Genomic DNA, 20982 nt, shown 5'->3' with positions numbered 1-20982 from the left:
GCGCCCCGAGGAACCGAGGTCATGGACGACACCGACAACGCCGCCGCCAAGCGGCAGGACGCCCAGCTCAAGCGGGCCCTGGCCACCATCCGGACGCTGCGCCGCAAGCTGGACGAGCAGGGCGGCGACCAGCCCGTCGCGATCGTCGGGATCGGCCTGCGGCTGCCCGGCGGGATCGACGACACCGACGCGTACTGGGACGCGCTGGCCGCCGGCCGGGACCTGGTCGGGCCGATGCCCGCGGCCCGGCAGGGCCCGTTCGCCGCCGAGTGGGCGCAGCTGCCGCAGCGCGGCGGCTTCCTCGACGAGGTGCTCGACTTCGACGCCGACTTCTTCGGCATCAGTCCGCGCGAGGCCCGGGCCCTCGACCCGCAGCACCGGCTCCTGCTCGAGGTCGCCTGGGAGGCGCTGGAGAACGCCGCCGTCCCCGCCGACCGGCTCGTCGGCCGCCCCGCCGGGCTGTACGTCGGCATCACCGGCCAGGACTACCGGGACTGGCTCCCCGGCGAGCCGGACGCCTACTGGGCCACCGGCAACGGGCACTGCTTCGCCGCCGGCCGGCTCGCGTACAGCCTGGGCCTGACCGGCCCGGCCATGGCGGTCGACACGGCCTGCTCGTCCTCACTGGTCGCGGTGCACCTCGCGGTGCAGGCGCTGCGCCGGGGCGAGTGCGAGGTGGCCGTCGCGGCGGGCGTCAACCTGATCATGTCGCCCCGCTCCACCCGGCTGGTCGTGCAGACCCGCTCGCTCGCCCCGGACGGCCTGTGCAAGGCGTTCGACGCCCGGGCGAACGGTTTCACCCGGGGCGAGGGCGCCGGCGCGCTGGTGCTCAAGCCGCTCGCTCGCGCGGTCCGCGACGGCGACCGGATCCACGCGGTGATCCGGGGCAGCGCGGTCAACCAGGACGGCCGCTCCAGTGGCTTCACCGCGCCGAACGTGCTCTCCCAGGTGGCGCTCATCGAGGCGGCCCTGGCCGGGGCCGGCGCCCGGCCGGCGGACGTCGGGTACGTGGAGGCGCACGGCACCGGCACCGCACTCGGCGACCCGATCGAGCTGGAGGCGCTGGCCACCGTGCTCGGCCGGCGCAACGACGGCGCGCCCCTCGCGGTCGGCTCGGTGAAGACCAACCTCGGGCACCTGGAGGCCGCGGCCGGGGTGGCCGGCCTGGTCAAGGCGGTGCTCTGCGTGCAGCGCCGCCAGGTGCCGCCGGTGGTGCACCTGCGTACCCTCAACCCGCGCATCGACCTCGCCGGCACCGGGATGGTGGTGCCGGACCGGCTGGTCGACTGGGCCGAGGACGCCGGTCGGCTGGCCGGGGTCAGCTCGTTCGGGATGAGCGGCACCAACGCCCACCTGATCATCGGCGCGGTCGAGCCGGACGAACTGGCCGAGCGGCCGGCCGCGCCCGCCGGCCCGGTGACCGGTTTCGTGGTCTCCGCACGCACCCCGGAGGCGCTGCGCGAGCTGGCCGCCGCGTACGCCCAGCGGGTGCGGGGACTGTCGCCGGAGGACTATCCGGCCTTCGCCGCCACCGCCAACGCCGGGCGCAGCCGGCTGCCGGTCGCCGCCTGGATCGCCGCCGCCGACCCGGCGGCCGCCGCCGCGGGCCTCGCCGCGCTGGCCGGTGGCGGACCGGCGGTCGAGGTCGACCCGGCCGTGCTCGCCGCCGCGTCGGCCCAGCGGGCCGTGCTCGACCTGCCGGGCTATCCGTGGCAGCGCCGCCGGCACGCCCCGGAGTGGCCCACCGGCGGGGAAGCCGACGAACCCCGAACCGCGGCGCACACCCACGAGGTGGCCTGGACCGAGCTGGACCGGCCGGCCCCGGACCCCGACCCCGGCCCGCTGGTCCTGGCCGGCGACGACACCGCGCTCGTGGCGGAACTGGCCGCCACCGCGGCGGCCCGCGGGCTCACCGGCACGCTGCTCACGCCGCAGCCGGCCGCCACCCCACCCGGCTGGCGGGCGGGCGCGCTGCCCGGCGACCCGGGGGAGTGGACCGCGTTCTGGGCCGACCATCCCGACGGGACCCTCGTGCTCGTCCCGGCCGCGCACCTCGTCCTCAGCGACTTCGCCGCCGACGATCCGCACCTCACCGGGCTCGACGAGGAGAGCGCCGGCGGCGACCCGGCCGCCGCCGATCCGGACCGGCCCGCCACCGACCCGGTCGACCGGGCGGCGACCACCGTCGCCGCGGTGACCACGGCGGTGGCCGCCCTGGCCGGGGCCGACGGCCGTCGGGCGGTGCTGCTCACCCGGGGCGTCCGCCGTACCGGGCCGACCGACGAGGTGACCGCCACCGTCCACGGGCCGCTGCACGGCCTCGCCCCGGTGCTGGGGCTGGAGTTCGGTGCCGCCTTCGGCGCTGTGCTCGACCTGCCCGCCCGGCCGGGCCCCGACGACCTGGCCGCCGCGCTGGACCTGCTCACCGCGCCGCCCGGCCCGGTGCTGGAGGACCTGGTCGCGGTGCGCGCCGGCCGGCTCCGCGCCGCCCGGCTCCGGACCGCCGACCCCGTCCCGGCCGGCCTGCGGGTCCGCCCCGACGCCACCTACCTGGTCACCGGCGCGCTCGGCGCGGTCGGCCGGGAACTCGTCGCCGACCTGGTCCGGCGGGGCGCCCGCCGGCTGCTGCTGGTCGGCCGGCGCACCGAGGCCGACCTGGATCCGGCCGCGCGCGACCTGCTCACCCGGCTACGCGACGAGGGGATCGGGGTCGGGTACGTCGGCGGTGGGTGCGACACCGCCGACTCCCGCCGGCAGGTGAGCGACGCGCTGCGCGGCATGCCGCCGCTGGCCGGGGTGCTGCACGCCGCCGGCACCATCGCCCGGGTACCGGCCGGCGAACTGGACGCCGGGCTGATCGCCGCCGCCCTGCGGGCCAAGGTGGGCGGCGCGTGGTGGCTGCACCGGCTCACCCGGGACCTGCCGCTGGACTTCTTCGTGCTGGTCTCCTCGGTGTCCGCGCTCTGGGGCACCGAGGGCTACGCCGCGTACGCCGCCGCGAACGGCGGACTGGACGCCCTGGCCGCGTACCGCCGGTCGCTCGGGTTGCCGGCGGTCAGCATCGCGTACGGGCCGTGGGCGGTGTCCGGGATGGCCGACGGCGACTCCCGGGACCGGTTTGCCCGGCTCGGCGTGGGCGCGCTGGACCCGGCCACCGGTTGCGCGGCGCTGCGGGACGAGACGCCCGGAGCGGAGGGGTACCTGGTCGCCTGCCCGCTGGACCGGGCCCGGCTGGACAGCGTGCTGGGCGGGCTGCGCCCGCGCGGCCTGCTCGCCGCCGTGCCCGCCCCCGCCGGGGCCACGCCCGGGGCCGATGAGGTGGCCGCGCCCGTCGACGAACGGGAGCCGTCGGTGGTGGCGGAGCTGACCGCGCTGCCGGTGGGCGCCCGCCCCGCCGCCGCCCGCGCCCACGTGGCCCGGCTGCTGGCCGCCCAGCTCGGGCACCCGGAGGGCCACGTCGTGCGGGAGGACGCGGGCTTCTTCGACCTCGGCCTGGACTCCATCATGGCGGTGGACCTGGCCCGCCGGCTCGCCGAGGCGTTCGAGGTGCCGCTGCAGGTGGCCGATGTCTTCGACCACCCCACCGTGCGCCAGTTCGCCGCGCACCTGCTGTCCCTGCGCGCCGGCCCGACCGCCGGCGCCGGGCCGGCGGTGGGCGTACCGCCGGCCGACCACGCCCGGGTGCACGCCGCCGACCCGGCGTCGCCCGAAGCACCGGCCGTGGTGCGCCCCGTGTCTCCGGCCATCCCGATCGATCCCGTGCCGGCCGTCCCGCGGGTGGGGGAGCCGGCCGCCCCGGTCGCCACGGTGACCGGGTCGGCGGCGTCCCCGGCCGGGCCGGCGGCGATCGTCGGGATGGCCGGTCGCTTCCCCGGCGCGGACTCCGTGGAGGAGCTGTGGGACCTGCTCCGCTCCGGCCGGGACGCGGTCGGTCCGGTGCCGGCGCACCGCTGGAGTCACCGCATGTTCCACACCGCCGACCCGGACAGCGGTCCCCGGATCACCACCGACCAGGGCGGCTTCCTGCGCGACGTGGCCCGCTTCGACGCCGGGTTCTTCGGCGTGCCGACCCGCGAGGCGGAGAACCTCGACCCGCAGCAGCGACTGCTCCTGGAGTGCGCCTGGCACGCGCTGGAGGACGCCGGGATCGACCCGAAGGGGCTGGCCGGCACCCGTACCGGGGTCTTCGTCGGGGTGAGCAACGGCGACTACGCCCGGGTGCTGGCCGGCGCGGGGGTGGACCGGCTCGACGCGTACTACAGCACCGGCACCGCGCTCAACGCCGTCGCCGGCCGGCTGGCGTACGTGCTGGGCCTGGCCGGACCGGCGCTCGCCGTGGACACCGCCTGCTCGTCCTCGCTGGTCGCCCTGCACCTCGCCGTCCGCGCGCTGCGCGCCGGGGAGGTCGACGCGGCGATCGTCGGCGGGGTGAACGTCATCGTCGACCCGCTGGCCTCGGTGGCGGTGAGCCGGGCGCACATGCTCTCCCCGGACGGGCGGTGCCGGGCCTTCTCCGCCGACGCCAACGGGTTCGTCCGCTCCGAGGGCTGCGGGGTGCTCGTCCTCAAGCGACTCGCCGACGCCGACCGGGACGGCGACGCCGTGCTCGCCCTGGTCCGGGGCAGCGCGGTCAACCAGGACGGCAGCTCCTCCGGGCTGACCGCGCCGAGCGGCCGGGCCCAGGAGCAGGTCATCGCCGCCGCCCTCGCCGACGCGGGCGTGACCGGCGCCGCGGTGGACTTCCTGGAGGCGCACGGCACCGGCACCTCCCTCGGCGACCCGATCGAGGTCGGGGCGGCGTGGCGGGTGCTCGGCCCGGGCCGGGCCGCCGACCGGCCGCTGCGGCTCGGCTCGGTCAAGAGCAACCTCGGCCACTGCGAGTCCGCCGCCGGCATGGCCTCGGTGATCAAGACGGTGCTCGCCCTGCGGCACGGCACCATCCCGGCCAACCTGCACTTCACCGAGCCCAACCCGCACATCGACTGGGCCGGCATGGACGTCCGGGTGCTGGACACCCCCGCGGCCTGGCCGCGCGCCGGCCGGCCCCGGCTGGCCGGGGTGTCCGGCTTCGGCTTCACCGGCACGAACGCGCACATCCTGCTCGCCGACCCCGAACCGGACCGCGCCGCCGGCCCGGAGTGGACCGGGCTCCCCACCGGCGCGGCCGCGAGCGTCGGGGCGGCCAACGGCTCCCGCCCGGAGGGGCCCGCCGCCGGCCCGCTGCTCGTCCCGCTCTCCGCGCCGACCCCGGACGGGCTGCGCCGGCTGGTCGACCGCTGGCGGGACCGGATCGCGGGCGGGCCGGAGGAGGAGCTGCCCGACCTGGCGGCACTGGCCGGCACCGGGCGGGCCCACCTGCCGTACCGGGTGGCGCTGCTCGGCCGCGACCGCGAGCAGGTCCTCGCCGCCGCCGTGCCGGCCGACCCGGCCCCGGCGGGCCGGCCGCCCCGGATCGCGTTCCTCTTCTCCGGCCAGGGCAGCCAGTTCTTCGGCATGGGCCGCGAGCTGCACGCCACCGAGCCGGTGTTCCGGGCGGTCTTCGACGAGTGCGACCGGCGGCTCGCCCCGGCGCTCGGCGCCTCGCTGACCGAGCTGATCTTCACCGGCGAGGACCGGGCCGCGATCAACGAGACCCGGGTCACCCAGCCGGCCCTGGTCACCCTGGAGGTCGCCCTGGCCGAGCTGTGGCGATCCTGGGGCGTCACGCCGGCCGTGGTGATGGGCCACAGCGTCGGCGAGATCTCCGCCGCCATCGTGGCCGGGGTGCTGGACCTGTCCGCCGGGCTCGACCTGATCGCCGAGCGGGCCCGGCTGATGCAGGCCACCCGGCCGGGGGCGATGCTCGCCGTGGTCGCCACCGAGGAACGGGTCCGCGACCTGATCACCGGCACCGGGCTGGACGTGGCGGCGGTCAACGGTCCCGCGGCCACCGTGGTCTCCGGCCTGCCCGAGGAGGTCGACGCCCTGGCCGCCCGGCTGCGCGCCGAGGGCGTACGGCACCGGGCGCTGAGCGTCTCCCACGCGTTCCACTCGCGACTGCTGGACCCGGCGCTGGAGGAGTTCCGTGCGGTCTGCGCGACGGTCCACCACACCGGCCCCACCATCCCGGTGATCTCCAACCTGACCGGGGAGGTCGCCGGCCCCGACACGTACGACGCCGACTACTGGGTGCGCCACGCCCGCCAGCCGGTCCGCTTCCACGCCGGCGCGGCCCGGCTCGCCGCGCTCGACGTGGACGTGTGCCTGGAGATCGGCCCGGACCGTACCCTGGTCAACCTGGTCCGGGCCGCGGACCTGGCGCCGGCCGGCGGCCTGCTGTCGTCGCTGCGCCGCGGCACGCCGGACCGGGCCGCGCTGCTCGCGGCGGTCGCCGCGCTCTACCCGCTCGGCCAGGACCTGAACTGGTCCCGAGTGCAGCCCCGCCGCGCCGGCACCCGCGTGGACGCGCCGCGCTACCCGTTCGCGGAGACCCGCTACTGGGCGGTGACCACCGGCGGGCCGGTGGTCACCGCCGGTCCGGCCGCCGAGGCGCCGGCCTGGGGTACGCCGGTCCGCTCGCCCGCGCTGCGCGGCCGGGTGTTCCGGACCGAGCGCAGCACCGAGTTCCCGCCGCACCTGACCGACCACCGGCTCTACGGCACCGTCTCGGTGCCCGGCGCCTCGCAGACCGCCACCGTGCTCAGCGCGCTGGCCGGCGGCGGGACCCCGCCCGCCCTCGCCGACCTGGTCTTCCCCCGCGCTCTGGTGCTGCACGACGGCGAGCGGTACGAGCTGCAGGTCATCGAGGTCGAGCAGGAGCACGGCGGCCGGACGGTGAGCGTGCAGAGCCTGGTCGATCCGGAACGGGAGCGCTGGCAGGAGCACCTCTCCGCCCGCCTGCTGGCGGATCAGCCGGTCGAGCCGCGACCGGTGCCGGACCTCGCCGCGTTCCAGGCCGCCGCCGAGCGGCAGCTCGCCGGGACGGACTTCTACCGGCACTTCCGCGAGATGGGCTACCTGCTCGGCCCGTCGTTCCGCTGGATCGACCGGGTGTGGTTGCGCGGCGACGAGGCCCTGGTCCGGTACGCCCGCCCCGAGCGGATGAACGAGGACCCGGCCGGCTGGGCCATCCACCCCGGCCTGCTCGACTCCTGCCTGCAGAGCACGGTGACCTTCGGCGTCGACCCGGACGCGGCCGGCGGGTCGGCCGAGGAGGCCGGCCGGGCCGGGCTGGCGATCCCGTTCGCCGCCGCCCGGCTCACCCTGGCCCGCCGGCCCGACCCGGACGGGGAACTCTGGGGCCACGTGCGGGCCCGGCGGTCCACCCCCCGCCCCGACGGGACCCGACAGGTGGACGAGGCGGACCTGCACCTGTTCGACGGGCGCGGCCGTACCGTGCTGGCGGTCGACGGGTTCCGCATCCGGCACGCCCCGCGCGACCTGCTGGAGCGGTCACTCCGGGACACCGCCGTGCACGTGCACGAGCTGACCTGGACCGCGCCGGAACCGGACCGGCCCGCCCCGGCGCCGGCCGGGCCGCCGCGCGCCGCCGTCCTCGGCGGCGACGTCCGGCCCGCGCTCGCCGCGGCGGTCACCGACCTGGCCGCGCCGGACGACGGGCCGCCCGACCTGGTGCTGGACCTACGGTTCGCGGCCGCCGAGCCGGGGGAATCGGCCGACGTCGCGCTGTCCGCCGTCCGCCGGCTCGCCGACGACCTGCGGACCGCCTCCGCCGCCGTGCCGTACCTGGTGGTGTGTGCCGACGGGCCGGCGGCCGCCCCGGTCCGGGAGGCGCTGTGGGGGATGCTCGCCGCGGTCGAGGCGGAGCAGCCGGACCGCCGCCTGGTCCGGGTCGTGCTCGCCGCCGACGCCGACCCGCAGGCCGCCGCCGCGCTGCTGGTCGAGGAGGTACGCCGGGGCCTGCCGGAGACCCGGCTGCGGATCGAGGCCGACGGGCTGCGGGTGGCCCGGCTGCGCCCACTGCCCCCGGCCGAGGCCGACCTGCCGGCCGCCGTCACCACCGGCACCGCGCTGATCACCGGCGGGCTCGGCGCGCTGGGGCTGAGCGTCGCCGGCTTCCTCGCCCGGCAGGGCGTCCCCGCGATCACCCTGGTCGGCCGGTCCGCGCCCGACCCGGCGGCCAGCGCGGCGATCGACCAGCTCACCGCCGGCGGCACCCGGGTCCGGGTGGTGCGCGGCGACGTCACCGACCCCGGGGACTGCCGGCGGATGGTGGCCGAGGCGGAACGCGACGGGCCGATCGGCAGCGTCTGGCATCTCGCCGGGCGGACCGCCGACGGCGCCTTCGACCAGCTCGACGAGGCCGCCTACGCGGAGGTCTTCGCCGGCAAGGCGGCCGGCGCGGACCGGCTGCTGGCGGCCATGGCCGGGCGGCGGCCGGCGGCGCTGGTGCACTTCTCCTCGGTCTCCGCCGTGCTCGGCTCCGCCGGCCAGGCCAACTACGCCGCCGCCAACGGCTATCTGGCCGGCCTCGCCGCCCGGCTCCGCGACGGCGGCCTGCCCGCCGTCAGCATCGACTGGGGACCGTGGACGCCCCGGGTGAAGGGCGGCCTCGCCGCCACCGAGGCGACCCGGCGGGCCATCGACCGGCTGGGCGTGCGTGCCCTCACCGACGAGGAGGCCGAGACGATCCTGCGGGCCGCGCTCACCGCCGGCCGGGACCGCCTGGTCGCGGTGGCGGTGGACGCCCGGGCGTACGTCGAGCGGGCGGCCGGGCACCCGCGGGCGGCGCTGCTGCTGCCGCTGCTGCGGGGGGGACGGGTCGGCTCCGCCGCGCCCGCGGCCCCGGCCGCGCCGCGAGGCTGGCTGCGCGCGGAACTGGACCGGACGGCCGCCGACGAGCGGGAGGACCGGCTCCGGGCGGCCGTGCGGGGCGTGGCCGGTGAGGCGCTGGGCGACCCGGGGGCGCTCGACGACGAGGCCGGCTTCGTCGACCTCGGCCTCGACTCGATCATGGTGATCGACCTGCGGACCCGGCTGTCGCACGCCCTCGCCGTGGACCTGCCGGCCACCGTCGCCATCGACCACCCGACCATCGCGCAGGTCGCCGCGTACGCGATCGACCTGCTCTACCCCGACGACGAGCCGGTGGACACCCCGGCCGGCGGCTGGCCCGCGGAAGAACCCGGCGGGACCGACGGCGACCTGGCCGACCTGTCGATCGACGAGCTGGTCCGGGCCGTCCGGGCGGACCTGGCCATGGAGGAGTGAGGGACGTGACCATGGACGCCACCGAGCTGCGCCGACTCGTGGAGGACCAGCTCCGGCTCTCCCGCCGGCAGCAGGCCCGGATCCGCGAGCTGGAGCGGGAGCAGCGGCCGCCGCTCGCCGTCGTCGGGCTCGGCCTGCGCTTCCCCGGCAACCTGCGCACGCCGGAGCAGTTCTGGGACTTCCTGCGCGGCGACACGCACGCGGTCACCGGCATCCCCGAGGACCGGCCCGGGCTGCGGGCCGCGTACCAGCCGGGACCGGTCCGCCCCGGCCGCTCCTACGTGGACCGGGCCGCCTTCCTCAGCGACATCGGCCACTTCGACGCGGACTTCTTCGGCATCTCGCAGCGGGAGGCCGAGCTGCTCGACCCGCAGCAGCGGCTGCTGCTGGAGACCGCCTGGGAGGCCCTGGAACGGGCCGGGGTGGCGGTGCGCCGCACCGACCGGCTCGACGTCGGCGTCTACCTCGGCATGATGGCCTCCGAGTACGGCGAACGGCTGGCCGTGCGGGAGGACAAGACGCCGCTGGACCCGTACTACGCCACCGGCGGCGGCCTCTGTTTCGGCGCCGGCCGGATCAGCTACGTGATGGGCTTCGCCGGCCCGGTGGTCAGCGTGGACACCGCCTGTTCCTCCTCACTGGTGGCGATGCACCTGGCGGTCCGCGCGCTGCGTGCGCGGGAGTGCCGGTACGCGCTGGTCTGCGGCTCGAACCTGCTGCTGTCACCGAACCTGATGGTGTCGCTGTGCCAGAGCCGGGCGCTCTCCCCGACCGGCCGGTCCAAATCCTTCCTGGCCTCCGCCGACGGGTACGGCCGGGGCGAGGGCGTCGGCGTGCTGGTGCTGATGCGCCTCGACGAGGCGGAACGGGAGGGCCGGCCGATCCTGGCCGTGGTCCGGGGCAGCGCGGTCAACCACGACGGCGCCGCCTCCGGACTGACCGTGCCCAGCGGCCTCGCCCAGGAGCAGGTGGTCCGGGCCGCCCTGGCCGACGCCGGGGTGGGCGCCACCGACGTCGGCTGGGTCGAGGCGCACGGCACCGGCACGCTGCTCGGCGACCCCGTCGAGGTGGGCGCCCTGGACGCCGCCCTCGGCCCGGCGGTCCGGGAGCGCGGGGTGCCGCTCGGCATCGGCAGCGTCAAGTCCCGGCTCAACCACCTGGAGGCGGCCTCCGGCGTGGCGGGGCTGATGAAGACGGTGCTCATGCTGCGGCACGGCGAGATTCCGGCCGCGGCCGACGACGCCGACGGCCCGCTCAACGAGCACATCCCGTGGGACCGGCTCAGCTTCACCGTGCCCCGGCGCACCGCGCCCTGGCCGGCGGAACTGCCCCGCCGGGTGGCCGGGGTGAACTCGTTCGGGATGAGCGGCACCAACGCGCACGTGGTGCTCGAGGCGTACCGGCCGGCGGAGCGGGACCTGCCGGCCACGCCGGCCGGTCCCGAGCTGCTCACCCTCTCCGCCCGGGACCCGCAGGGCCTGGCCACCCTCGGCGCGGCCGTGGTGGCCCGGCTGCGCGTCGCCGGCCCGGCCGACCTGCCGTCGCTCTGTCACACCCTGCGCGCCGGCCGCGCGCCCTTCGGGTACCGGGTGGCGGTGGTCGGCGGCAACGCCGACGAACTCGCCGTCCGGCTGGCGGCGGCGGCCCGGCAGCCGGCCGGCCCGGTTGGGCGACCGCGCCCGGTCACCCTCTGGGCCGCCGCCGACCACAGCGCGCTGGAGGTCGCCTTGGACGCGGTCCGCGCCCGCTGGCCCCGGCTGGTCCCGGCCGAGCCGACCGGCGAGGTGCCCGGCCGGTGGGTGGCGCTGCTCGGCCGGCTCGGGATCCGGGTCCGGTCCCGCCGCGACCCCGGCCGGCCCGCCGACGCGGCCCGCCTGGAGTGGCGCGGCGAGGACGGTACGGCACACGTGGTGCCACTGGTCACCGCCGTCCCCGAGGCGGCACCGGGGCTGCTGCTGGACGCGCTCGCCGCGCTCTTTCTGGCCGGGCTCGACGTCCGCTTCGACGAGCTGCGCCCGGCCGGTGCGCGGATCCTGCCCGACCTGCCCACCTACCCGTTCCGGCGCCGGCGGTTCTGGGTGGACGAGCCGGTCGGCGCGGCCGGAACCGCGGCCGCGACCGGCGACGCCGGGAACGGGGAACCGCTGCCCACCGACCGGGCGGGCATCGAGGCGTACCTGATGAGCGAGCTGCGCGACGTGCTGCACGCCGAGGAGGAGCTGGACCCCAGCCGGTCCTTCCTGGAGACCGGCGGCGACTCGTTCGTCTCCACCCTGTTCATGACCCGGATCGAGGAACGCTTCCAGATCGCGCTCACCCCCGAGGACCTGCCCATCGAGCGCCCGCTGGCCGCGCTGCTGGCGACCATCGCCGACCACATCACCGGCCGCCTGGTCGCGGCCGGGGGACGGGAGTGACCCGATGACCGCCTTCCTCCGACCGCGGCCGGTGCCCGACCCCGACCTGCGCCTGGTGGCGTTCCACCACGCCGGCGGGTCGGGCAGCGCCTACTTCCCGCTCAGCCGGGGCATCCCGGCGGAGTGGGACCTGCTCCTGCCCGACCTGCCGGGTCGGGGCCGCCGCCACCGCGACGAGCCGCTGCGGGACATCCCCGCCATGGTCGCCCGGGTGGTCGAGGACCTGCTCGACTGGGCCGACGCGCCGTTGGCCCTGTTCGGGCACAGCCTGGGCGCGGTGGTCGCGGCGGAGACCGCGCGGGCACTCGGGGCGCACGGCGTCGAACCGGTCTGGCTCGGCGTCTCCGGCCGCCCCGCCGCCGGTTACCGCGGTCCGAAGGCGACCCTGCCGTACGACGTCTCCGACGACGAGATGCTGCGCCACCTGTTCGCGCTGGGCGGCATGCCGGACCGGATCCACGAGGTGCCCGAGTTCCGCGCCCAGCTGCTCCGGCTGGTCCGCGCCGATCTGGGGGCGCTGGCCGGGTACGCCCCGCCGGCCGTGCGCCCGCCGCTGACCGTGCCGATGACCGCCTTCGGCGGCACCGAGGACGACTGGGCGCCGCCGGCGGCGATCGCGGCCTGGGCGGCGGAGACCACGGGACCGTTCCGGCGGCTACTCTTCCCTGGCGGGCACTTCCACTTCCTCGGTCCCGCGTTCGGGTCCTTCACCGCCGCGCTGGTGGCGGAGGTCCGCGCCGCGACCCGGTCCACCTCCCGGCCCCGGCCCACGCCCGGCGTGGTCACCGCCGGAGCCGCGTCACCCCCGGTGTGAGGAGCGCACGGATGAACACCAAGGACCAGCTCGTACCGACGGAGACCCCGGCGGTCGACATGCGACCCCTGATGGCCAGCTTCCCGTCCGGGGTCACGGTGACCACGGCGCTGCACGGCGACGGCCGACCGTGGGGGATGACCTGCACGTCGCTGTGCAGCGTCTCCCTCGACCCGCCGATCCTGCTGGTCTGCCTGCGCTGCGGCAGCCCCACCCTGGACGCGATCGCGGCGACCCGGGCCTTCGCGGTGAACCTGCTGCACGACCAGGCCCGGGTCTTCGCCGAGTTGTTCGCCTCCGGGGCGGCCGACCGGTTCGAGCGGGTGCGGTGGACCGTCGGCCCGGAGGCCGGCGGCCCGCACCTGCTCGACGCCGCGCACACCATCGCCGACTGCGAGGTGGTCGACGACAGCGTGGTGGGCGACCACGCCGTGGTGATGGGCCGGGTCCGTGCGGTCACCCGGCTGCGCCCGCAGCGGCCCCTGCTCTACGGCCTGCGCCGCTACGCCACCTGGCCGGAACTGGTCGACGGCAGCTACCTCTCCTCGGACGCCCAGGCCTTCGACTGGTCCTAACCGCCCCCTCGGCAGTCGGCCCAGAGGGAGCCGAGCAACCCCGGTTCCTCTGGCTGCTGGTCTGGCGGGCCTCCCGGGGTACTTTGTCGCAACTCCGCTGCGGGAGAGCGCGTCGAGCTGCCGCGCGAGTACCGTCGACTGTGGCGGCCCGCCGGAGTAGCGGCCGGCGGTCCGCCGCCCAGACCGCTACCTGGGAGACGACGATGACCGACCCCACGACCTTCGGTGCCCGCCTCCGTGCCCACCGCGAACGTGCAGGTAAAACGCGTCCGGTTCTTGGTGGACTCGTCGGCCGGAGCGCCGAGTGGGTCAAGGCCCTGGAGAGCGGCCGTCTTCTCCCACCTCGCCTGCCCATGCTGCTCCGCCTGGCTGAGGTGCTCGATATCTCCGACCTGGCGGACCTGACCGGCGACCAGTCCTTGCCGGTGGCGTCGGTGACCCGCGCCGGCCATCCCGACGTGGACACCGTCGCCGCCGCGATGCAGCGCACTGCGGTACCGCCCGGGGAGCCGGCACCCGTCGAGGTGTTGCGCGGTTTGGTCGATCAGGCGTGGGCGCTGTGGCATCGGTCGACCGTCGAGCGTACGGCGGTCGCCGCGGTGCTTCCCGGGCTGCTGGCGGAGGCGCAACGCAGCGCTCGCCGGTTGGATGGCGTGGCCCGCCGGCAGGCGTTGGTCGAGTTGGCTCGGGTCTACCACCTTACGCAGTTGTACCTGGCGCACCAGCCGTATCCGGAGTTGGTGTGGCTCGCCGCCGACCGGGCGATGCTCGCTGCCCAGAACGCCGACGATCCGGCTGCGATCGCTGTGGCCGCCTGGTACTACGCCCACGTCTACCGGGGTGCGAATCAGGTCGACGCCGCTGAGCAGGTGCTCGTTGACACTGCCGGCTTGGTTGACCCGGCTGCGGGTGGTGAGCAGTTGGCGCGGTGGGGGCAGGCGCAGCTCGGCATCGCGCTCGGGCACAGCAAGGCCGGTCGGGCCGGGAAGGCATGGCGGGCATGGGACGCCGCCGAGGAGGCGGCGAGCCGGCTCGGCCCCACGTACGCCCACCCGTGGCTGATGTTCGGGCCGGCCGCCTGCGCGGCGTACGCGGTCACCATCGAGACGGACTTGTGTCGTCCTGGTGAGGCCGTGCGGCGGGCTGATACGGCGGACTATCGGGCGCTGCCGTCGTACACCCGTCGGGCTGCCGCCCTGCTCGAGGCCGCTCGGGCGCACATGCTGGACCGAGGCGAGGTCGCGGCGATCCACCTGCTGGGCCGGGCGCTGCGCGAGAGCGTGGACACGGTGCGGCACCAGCCGTTCGCCCGCACGGTCGCGCTGGAGTTGTCGAACCGGCCGGGCACGGTCGGGGAGGACGCGCGGGAGCTGGCTCTCGCGATCGGGGTCACGGGGTAACCCTCCCTCGGGTACAAACTGTCCCCGCCGCTGCCCGTGACCGCTCGTAGCGTCCACCTCACTGACGGCGGCGGATCTTCGTCAGGGCCTGACGAGACCTCGCCGCCTTCCGACACCCGACGTGGAGGCGGAACCTGTGGCGATCTGGTCCGAACTGCGCAAGCTGGTGAGGTGGCTGTTCCGGCGACCGGAGCCGCCACCACCACCGGGCACCGGGCAGCGGTACCAGGCGAGCGAACAGGCAGAAGCGCGGCGACGGCTGCTCGACCAGGCCGGACAGTTGCGGGACACCGAGTGGCATCGCCAGCCGACGCAGATCGTGCCCACCGTGCCGACGACGCTGGGCCAGCGCGCCGGCTACGGGATGAGGGGCCACCGGTGAGCCGAATGGTGGCCGGCGCTCGTGGTGCGTCGACCGAAGGCAGGCAGCGGGCCTTGTACGAGGAATATCTGCTCGCGGCCGCGCTGACCCTGGCTCGCCGCCACCGCCCGGTCTGGTCCTGGCGGCGGTGGCGGCGGGTCTGCCGCTGCGGAGCCGACTTGCCCTGCCATGTCCGGCACCGGGTTCCGATCGGTCGTGGGCACTGGCCGGCGGGGGGATGAGCGGTGACGCACCAGGAGCAGCAGATTCTTGGCGTACATCTGCGGGGTCTTGACGGGATGTGTGTGGGGTGCCGGGTGTGGTGGGGGCGGTTGGCTCCGTACCCGTGTTGGCAGGTGGAGTGGGCGACCAGCCGGCAGGCGCGGTCGCTGACGGCGGCGCTGCTCGGAGGTGGCGCGTGAGCACGCACGGGCCGGTGTTGCCGATCTGGAGCTGTGGTGGTTGTGGCGCGCCGTGGCCGTGTGCGACTCGGCGGCGGGAGTTGCGGGCGGAGTTCGCGGACGCGCCGGTGTCGCTGGCGCTGTACATGGGGGCGCACCTGGTCCGGGCCACGGCGGATCTGACCTGGGCGCCGGCCGGGACGCTGCACCGGCGCTTCCTCGGATGGACTGGAGAAGCCGACCAGCCGACGCCAACAGTCCAGCGAAGTGCAGCAACAGTGCCGGCCAGACCGCGCACAGACGAGCCGAAGCAAGCCGGATGAGCTCGGGGCAACCTCACATACTGACTGCCGAGGCCACGTAGCGCCGCCCTCACCGACGGGCTACTACTTCCCCGAAGTCGTTTCCTCCGCTTCGTAAGCTGCCTTAAGCTCCGTCTCCTGGTCTTTGCGTCTAGCCTTCACCGCTCGAAGCCCGACAGAGCGAGCACGGAATGATTGATTGGTGTCGCAAGTAAGGAGTGCAACCTCGCGTCCCGCGAGTGGCTGGATGGACAGTGCACGATCGATGATTTCGTCATCAATGATCGGCAGGCGTACGTGTCCCGGAGGGTCAAATAGGATCTCGATGGTGAGATCTCCGGTAGGGGCCTGAACCCCACCGGCGAGCTCGCGGAGCTCGGGTGACCGGAGCTCGTGGGGATCCTGCGGGGATCCGGCAACCACACGGTCGAGGATGGCGAGAGAAACGCGGGCTCGGTGGCGTACGGCAGTGCGGGCTTCCTTGAGCTCGTCAAGTTCATCCACTACCGCGATCGGGATCAGCGCCCGGATCGGGGTCCTCCAGTTGATGCCAAGGATGTGGTGGTAATCGGCTTGGTCGAACAGCCTCTCGCCTTGACAGAAGAAGCTCGTGTCCGGAACGACGTAGGTGGCGAGGTCGGTCCAGCGGGCAATTTGAGCCTCCAATTCTGTTCGGGCTGCCTCGAATTCGGCGATTCGCTGGTCGATCTCCCGGGCAAGAACCTGGTAGAACTGGGGCGTACCGATGGTAGGTGATCCGAGTAGAGCCCAGTAGCGTGGTGTGAGGACGAGGCGATGTATGTCCCGTTCAGCGATCTGGCCGGTAAGTTGGCTGACGGCCGAGTCTGTCCACCGGAAGTAAGCGCCTATGGGGGGCCCTCCATGATCGCCACGGCTACGGATGTTCATCGCTTCCGTGTGAAGATTCCGAAGTACTTCGCGCAGGTTTCGGCGGTCGGTACCAGGCAGTGGCGTAACGGGCATCCAGAGATTCTGTCACTCCTCTGTGGCATGCAGCCATCACGGCGAGGCTCGGTGCATCACGACGGCGGCCAGGCCTAAGCCGTCGGGGACTCCGCCCGCTCAGGGCGCTACGCCGAGCGCATCTCGCGCCTCCCCGGCCGCCGCCTTCGTTTCCGCCATCGCCGTCCCGGCGGCTACATCAGCCCCCGCCGTCTCCCTATCAATGGCGAAGCGGGCGATGCGCTCGGCCAGCCGGATCGAGGAGACCGCCGACACGATCGAGTGGTGGTCCTCCGGCCAGCGTTCCACCGTCAGCTCCGGGCAGATCGCGCGCCAGGCCGGCACCGGGTCCGGGCGCGCCACCCGGTCGGCCACGACCAGCAGCACGGGCGCCACCCCCGGGGCGGGCCGGTGGGCGGCCAGCGCGGCGAGGTTGTCCCCGTGCACCCGCACCAGCCGCCGGTACCCGGCCTCGTCCAGCTCGGCCGGGATCAGGCCGGCCGCCCGGGCCGCGGCGTGCGCCGCCCCGGCCAGCCCGGCCTCCGGCGCGGCGGCGAGCGCGGCGCCCACCGGCGCCGGCAGCCGGCCGCCAGCCAGGTCGGTGAGGAACTCGCGGTGCCGGTCCCGGTCGTCGGCCGGCAGCCGCACGGTGTGGATGTCGCTGTCGATCAGCACCACCTGGGCCGCCTCGCCCTCGTCGCGCAGCTGGGCGGCCAGCTCGTGGGCCAGCACGCCCCCCATCGACCAGCCGGCGAGCAGGTACGGACCGTGCGGCGCCAGCCGGCGCAGCTCGGCCCGGTAGCCGGCGGCCATGTCCGCGAGGCCGGCCGGGCCAGCCACGTCGCCGCCGGCGAGGGCGTGGCTCTGGAAGCCGTACACCGGGCCGTCCCAGGCGCGGGCCAGGACGGCGTAGCGGGCCACCGAGCCGCCGACCGGGTGGCACAGGAACAACGCCCGCCCGGCGCCCTCGGCCAGCGGTACGGCGCACCGGACGGCGCCGTCGCCGGCGGTGAGCCGGGCGGCCAGCCCGCGTACGGTGGGGGCGTCGAAGATCTGCCCGAACGGCACCTCCGTGCCGAGGTCGGCGCGGAGCCGCTGGACCAGGCGCAGGGCGAGCAGCGAGTTGCCGCCGAGGGCGAAGAAGTCGTCGTCCGGCCGGACCGCCGGCACCTCCAGCAGCTCTGTCCAGATCCGGCAGATCCGCTCCTCCACCGGGCTGGCACCATCCACGGTGGCGGGGGTGTCGTCGCGCGTGGCGGCCTCGGCGGCCGCGAGGGCCCGGTCCAGGTCCACCTTGCCGTTGCCGCTGAGCGGCAGCCGGTCCAGCAGGTGGATCCGCGCCGGCACCAGGTACGCGGGCAGCCGTTCCCGCAGGTACCCGGCGAGCGCCGCCGGGTCCGGCATGGCCTCCTCCTCGGGCACCACGATGGCGACCAGCCGGCGCTGCCCGCCCGGCACCTGCTGGGTGGTGACCGCGCAGTCGCGCACGCCGGGGTGGGTGCGGGCGACCGCCTCGATCTCGCCCGGTTCCACCCGGAACCCCTGCACCTTGACCTGCCGGTCCTCCCGGCCGAGGAACTCGATGGTGCCGTCCGGCCAGTACCGCCCCAGGTCGCCGGTGCGGTAGAGGCGTTCCCCGGTGGTCGGGTCGGTGACGAACCGTTCGGCGGTACGTTCCGGGTCCCGCCAGTACCCCTCGGCCAGCCCCACGCCACCGATGTGGATGCCACCGACCGCCCACGGTGGACGCAGCCGCAGCCGGTCGTCGAGCACCCGCATGGTCTGGTTCGGCAGCGGCCGGCCGTACGGGATGCTCCGCCACGCCGGGTCGACCGCGCGGACCTCGTAGCTGTTGGACCAGATCGCCGCCTCGGTGGCACCGCCCAGCGCGGTGACCCGGGTGCCCGGCCAGGTCTCCCGGAGCCGGTCCGGCAGGGTGGTGGGCACCCAGTCACCGCTGAGCAGGAACGCCCGGACCGGAGGCCGGTCGGCGGCCGGCCGGGTGGCCACCACCTCGACCAGCATCTGGGCGAGCGCGGGCACCGAGTTCCACACCGTCGCCCCGTGCCGGGTGGCGGTGTCCGCCCAGCCGACCGGGTCGGGGCGGCTCCCGCCGGCGGGCAGCACCAGGGTCGCGCCCGCGGCCAGGGTGCCGAACACGTCCCAGACGGACAGGTCGAAGCTGAGCGAGGAGATGCCGAACACCCGGTCGTCCGGACCCAGCCCGAAGCGGCGGTTGATGTCCGCCACCGTGTTGAGGGCGGCCCGGTGCGCCACCGCCACCCCCTTCGGCCGGCCGGTGGAGCCCGACGTCCAGATCACGTACGCCAGGTCGGTGGCCGGCCCGACCGGCGGGACCGGCTCGGCGGTGGGCGGGAGACGGTCCACCTCGATCGCCGGCACCGCACGCCCACCCAGGTCGGCCGGCCGGTGCGACTGGACCAGCGCCACCCGGGCCGGGCACTCATCGAGCAGGTGGCCGATCCGTTCCGCGGGCAGCGCCACGTCGACCGGGCAGTACGCCGCGCCGGCCCGCAGCACGCCGAGGACGGCGACCACCTGCTCCCAGCCCTTGGCCATCACCACCGGCACCAGGTCACCCGGGCCGACGCCGTGCCGGCGCAGCGCCGCCGCCACCGCGGCCGAGCCCGAGGCCAGCTCGCCGTAGCTGAGCGTCCGGGCGTCGGTGACCACCGCCGGGTGGTCCGGCCGTTCGGCGGCCCGGCGCAGGAAGCCGTCCTCCAGCCGGCCGGCCGGCGGCGGTCCGGCGGGCGCGTTGTCCCGGGCCACCACCGCCCGGTGGGCGGGCGGCACCGGATCCGCCGGCGCGCCGCCCCCGGCGAGCGACCGCAGCAGCCGCTCGTACGCCTCGAACGCCGCCTCCGGCAGCCCGGCGGGGAAGGCGTCGTCAACCACGTCCCAGATGCAGTCCACGCCGCCGTCCGGGGCGTCCTGGAGCTGGTTGTCGACCAGCACCTGGGGGGTGCGCAGGTGGCTGTCGACCTGCCGGCAGACCGGCCGCCCGACCGCCGCGCCGGCCGGCCGGCGCGGGGCGAGCATGCTGTTGAAGACGTACGGCAGGGCCGCCCGGCTGGTCCAGCCGCGCCGGGCCGCCAGCTCGCGGGTGACCTGGACCGCGGTGACGTCGCTGTGCGCCATGTCCCGCCAGAGCTGGCGCTGCGACCGCCGGGCCCGGTCCCAGAGGTCCTCGCCCGCGCCCAGGTCCACCTCGAGGGGCAGGGTGGCGCTGAGCTGGCCGACCACCCCGGCCAGTTCGGGGTGCAGGGTGGGCAGGTTCTGGTGCAGCACGTTGAGGCAGAACCGGGGCTGGGCGGCCCAGCTGCCGAGGACCTCGGCGAAGACCTGGAGCAGCGCGGTCGGCGGCAGCACCCGTTGCCGCCGGGCGGCGGCGCAGAGCCCGTCCCACTCGGCCCGGCTGAGGTGGCAGACCCGGCGGACCAGGCGGACCGGGTCGATGCCGGCCAGCGGGCGGGCCAGCGGCAGCTGTGGCGCCTCCGGCAACGTGTCCAGCCGCTGCTCCCAGTACCGCCAGTGCGCCCGGTACGGCTCGGTGTCCCGCCACGCCGCCAGGTCCCGCACGCTCTCGGCGAAGGTGCGGGCCACCGGCGGCAGCGCGACGCCGGAGTCCTGGTAGAGCTGCCACCACTCGCCGAGCAGGTGCCGGGTGCTGGTGGAGTCGAGCAGCAGCAGGCTCATCGCCAGGTGCAGCCGCCACCGGTGCCGGCGCAGCCGCTGGGCGACCACCTGGAACAGCGGCCACCCGGTCGGCTCCACCCCGGCCTCGGCGATCCGCTCCCGGACCGCGCGCAGCGCCGCCTCCCGGTCGGCGGGCGGCAGCCCGGTCAGGTCGGTCACCGCCAGCGGGAAGGGTGTCACCCGGGCATCGGGCAGCACCCGCTGGCCGCCCTCGGCGAGGATCTCCGTACGCAGGTGCTCGTGCCGCTCGATCAGCCGGTCCACGGCCGCCCGGGCCCGGTCCGGGTCGAAGCCGACCACGTCCAGCTCGACGTACATGGTGGGCCGGAAGCCGCCGAGTTCGATCAGCGGGCTGCTGCCGACGAGGTAGCCGGCCTGGAGGTCGGTCAGCGGGAAGGTGCGCCGCGACTCGGGGTCCGTCGTCACTGGGGCCTCCGGCGGGTACGGGTGTCGGTAGGGGTGCTCCGGGTGCTGCCCGGTGGGCGCGACCGGTGGATCCGGCCTGGTCGGCGGGGGTGGCGGGGCGCCGGACCGGGTCCGGGTCCGCCTAGAGGGTGCGCCTGTCGGGGCGTACTGTCTTCGCGCAGATTGCTGTTCCTGCAGCGCGCCGCCACCGTCGGCAGCGGCCCCGGCGGAGGCGGCGCCGGGCGGTGGTCGGGGCCGGGGCGTGGCGGGCGGCGGATTGTCCACCCGGGACGCTGCCGGAGCACCTCCCAGATTGCCCAGATTCGGCGCTTGTGACCGGCTTCCCGGGCTGCCTATCGTGCGCTCACCGCCCGACCGTCGAGGGAGCGTACGCCGATGACTCTCACCGCCTCCGCC

The 20982-nt window shown here is 76.0% G+C and carries 8 protein-coding genes; 6 read left to right on the top strand and 2 right to left on the bottom strand.

The annotated features are described in order from the left end of the window. Positions 1-21 precede the first annotated feature (21 nt). From EFE23_RS13575 to EFE23_RS13550, 6 genes are all read left to right on the top strand, one after another. Positions 22-9210, top strand: a complete 9189-nt coding sequence (locus tag EFE23_RS13575; protein ID WP_123241274.1) for a type I polyketide synthase — start codon at positions 22-24, stop codon at positions 9208-9210. A gap of 11 nt (positions 9211-9221) precedes the next feature. Further along, complete coding sequence (locus EFE23_RS13570; protein ID WP_123241301.1) at positions 9222-11627, top strand: type I polyketide synthase; 2406 nt, start codon at positions 9222-9224, stop codon at positions 11625-11627. Positions 11628-11631: 4 nt separating this feature from the next. Then, positions 11632-12441 carry a thioesterase II family protein gene (locus tag EFE23_RS13565; RefSeq protein WP_123241273.1) on the top strand — a complete coding sequence of 270 codons (810 nt, stop codon included), beginning with the start codon at positions 11632-11634 and terminating at the stop codon, positions 12439-12441. An 11-nt stretch (positions 12442-12452) separates the two neighbouring features. After that, positions 12453-13016 carry a flavin reductase family protein gene (locus EFE23_RS13560; RefSeq protein ID WP_123241272.1) on the top strand — a complete coding sequence of 188 codons (564 nt, stop codon included), beginning with the start codon at positions 12453-12455 and terminating at the stop codon, positions 13014-13016. Positions 13017-13219: 203 nt separating this feature from the next. Next, on the top strand, positions 13220-14416 hold the full coding sequence (locus EFE23_RS13555; RefSeq protein ID WP_123241300.1) for a helix-turn-helix domain-containing protein: 1197 nt from the start codon (positions 13220-13222) through the stop codon (positions 14414-14416). Between the two features lie 136 nt (positions 14417-14552). Beyond that, positions 14553-14798: a hypothetical protein gene (locus tag EFE23_RS13550; RefSeq protein WP_123241299.1), complete on the top strand. Its 246-nt coding sequence runs from the start codon at positions 14553-14555 to the stop codon at positions 14796-14798. Between the two features lie 766 nt (positions 14799-15564). Here EFE23_RS13550 and EFE23_RS13535 read toward each other — a convergent pair. Next, complete coding sequence (locus EFE23_RS13535; RefSeq protein WP_158675856.1) at positions 15565-16389, bottom strand: PIN domain-containing protein; 825 nt, start codon at positions 16387-16389, stop codon at positions 15565-15567. A 174-nt stretch (positions 16390-16563) separates the two neighbouring features. Beyond that, positions 16564-20586 (bottom strand): non-ribosomal peptide synthetase, encoded by a 4023-nt coding sequence (locus EFE23_RS13530; RefSeq protein ID WP_123241268.1) that lies wholly within the window; start codon positions 20584-20586, stop codon positions 16564-16566. Positions 20587-20982: the final 396 nt, after the last annotated feature.

Source organism: Micromonospora solifontis (assembly GCF_003725545.1).
GTDB classification, from domain to species: domain Bacteria; phylum Actinomycetota; class Actinomycetes; order Mycobacteriales; family Micromonosporaceae; genus Micromonospora; species Micromonospora solifontis.
This window is presented reverse-complemented; position numbering and strand designations above follow the sequence as displayed.

Excerpts from the sequence above, each read along its gene's own strand:
- EFE23_RS13575 (WP_123241274.1), top strand. The coding sequence starts at position 22 with ATGGACGACACCGACAACGCCGCCGCCAAGCGGCAGGACGCCCAGCTC.
- EFE23_RS13570 (WP_123241301.1), top strand. The coding sequence starts at position 9,222 with ATGGACGCCACCGAGCTGCGCCGACTCGTGGAGGACCAGCTCCGGCTC.
- EFE23_RS13565 (WP_123241273.1), top strand. The coding sequence starts at position 11,632 with ATGACCGCCTTCCTCCGACCGCGGCCGGTGCCCGACCCCGACCTGCGC.
- EFE23_RS13560 (WP_123241272.1), top strand. The coding sequence starts at position 12,453 with ATGAACACCAAGGACCAGCTCGTACCGACGGAGACCCCGGCGGTCGAC.
- EFE23_RS13555 (WP_123241300.1), top strand. The coding sequence starts at position 13,220 with ATGACCGACCCCACGACCTTCGGTGCCCGCCTCCGTGCCCACCGCGAA.
- EFE23_RS13535 (WP_158675856.1), bottom strand. The coding sequence starts at position 16,389 with ATGAACATCCGTAGCCGTGGCGATCATGGAGGGCCCCCCATAGGCGCT.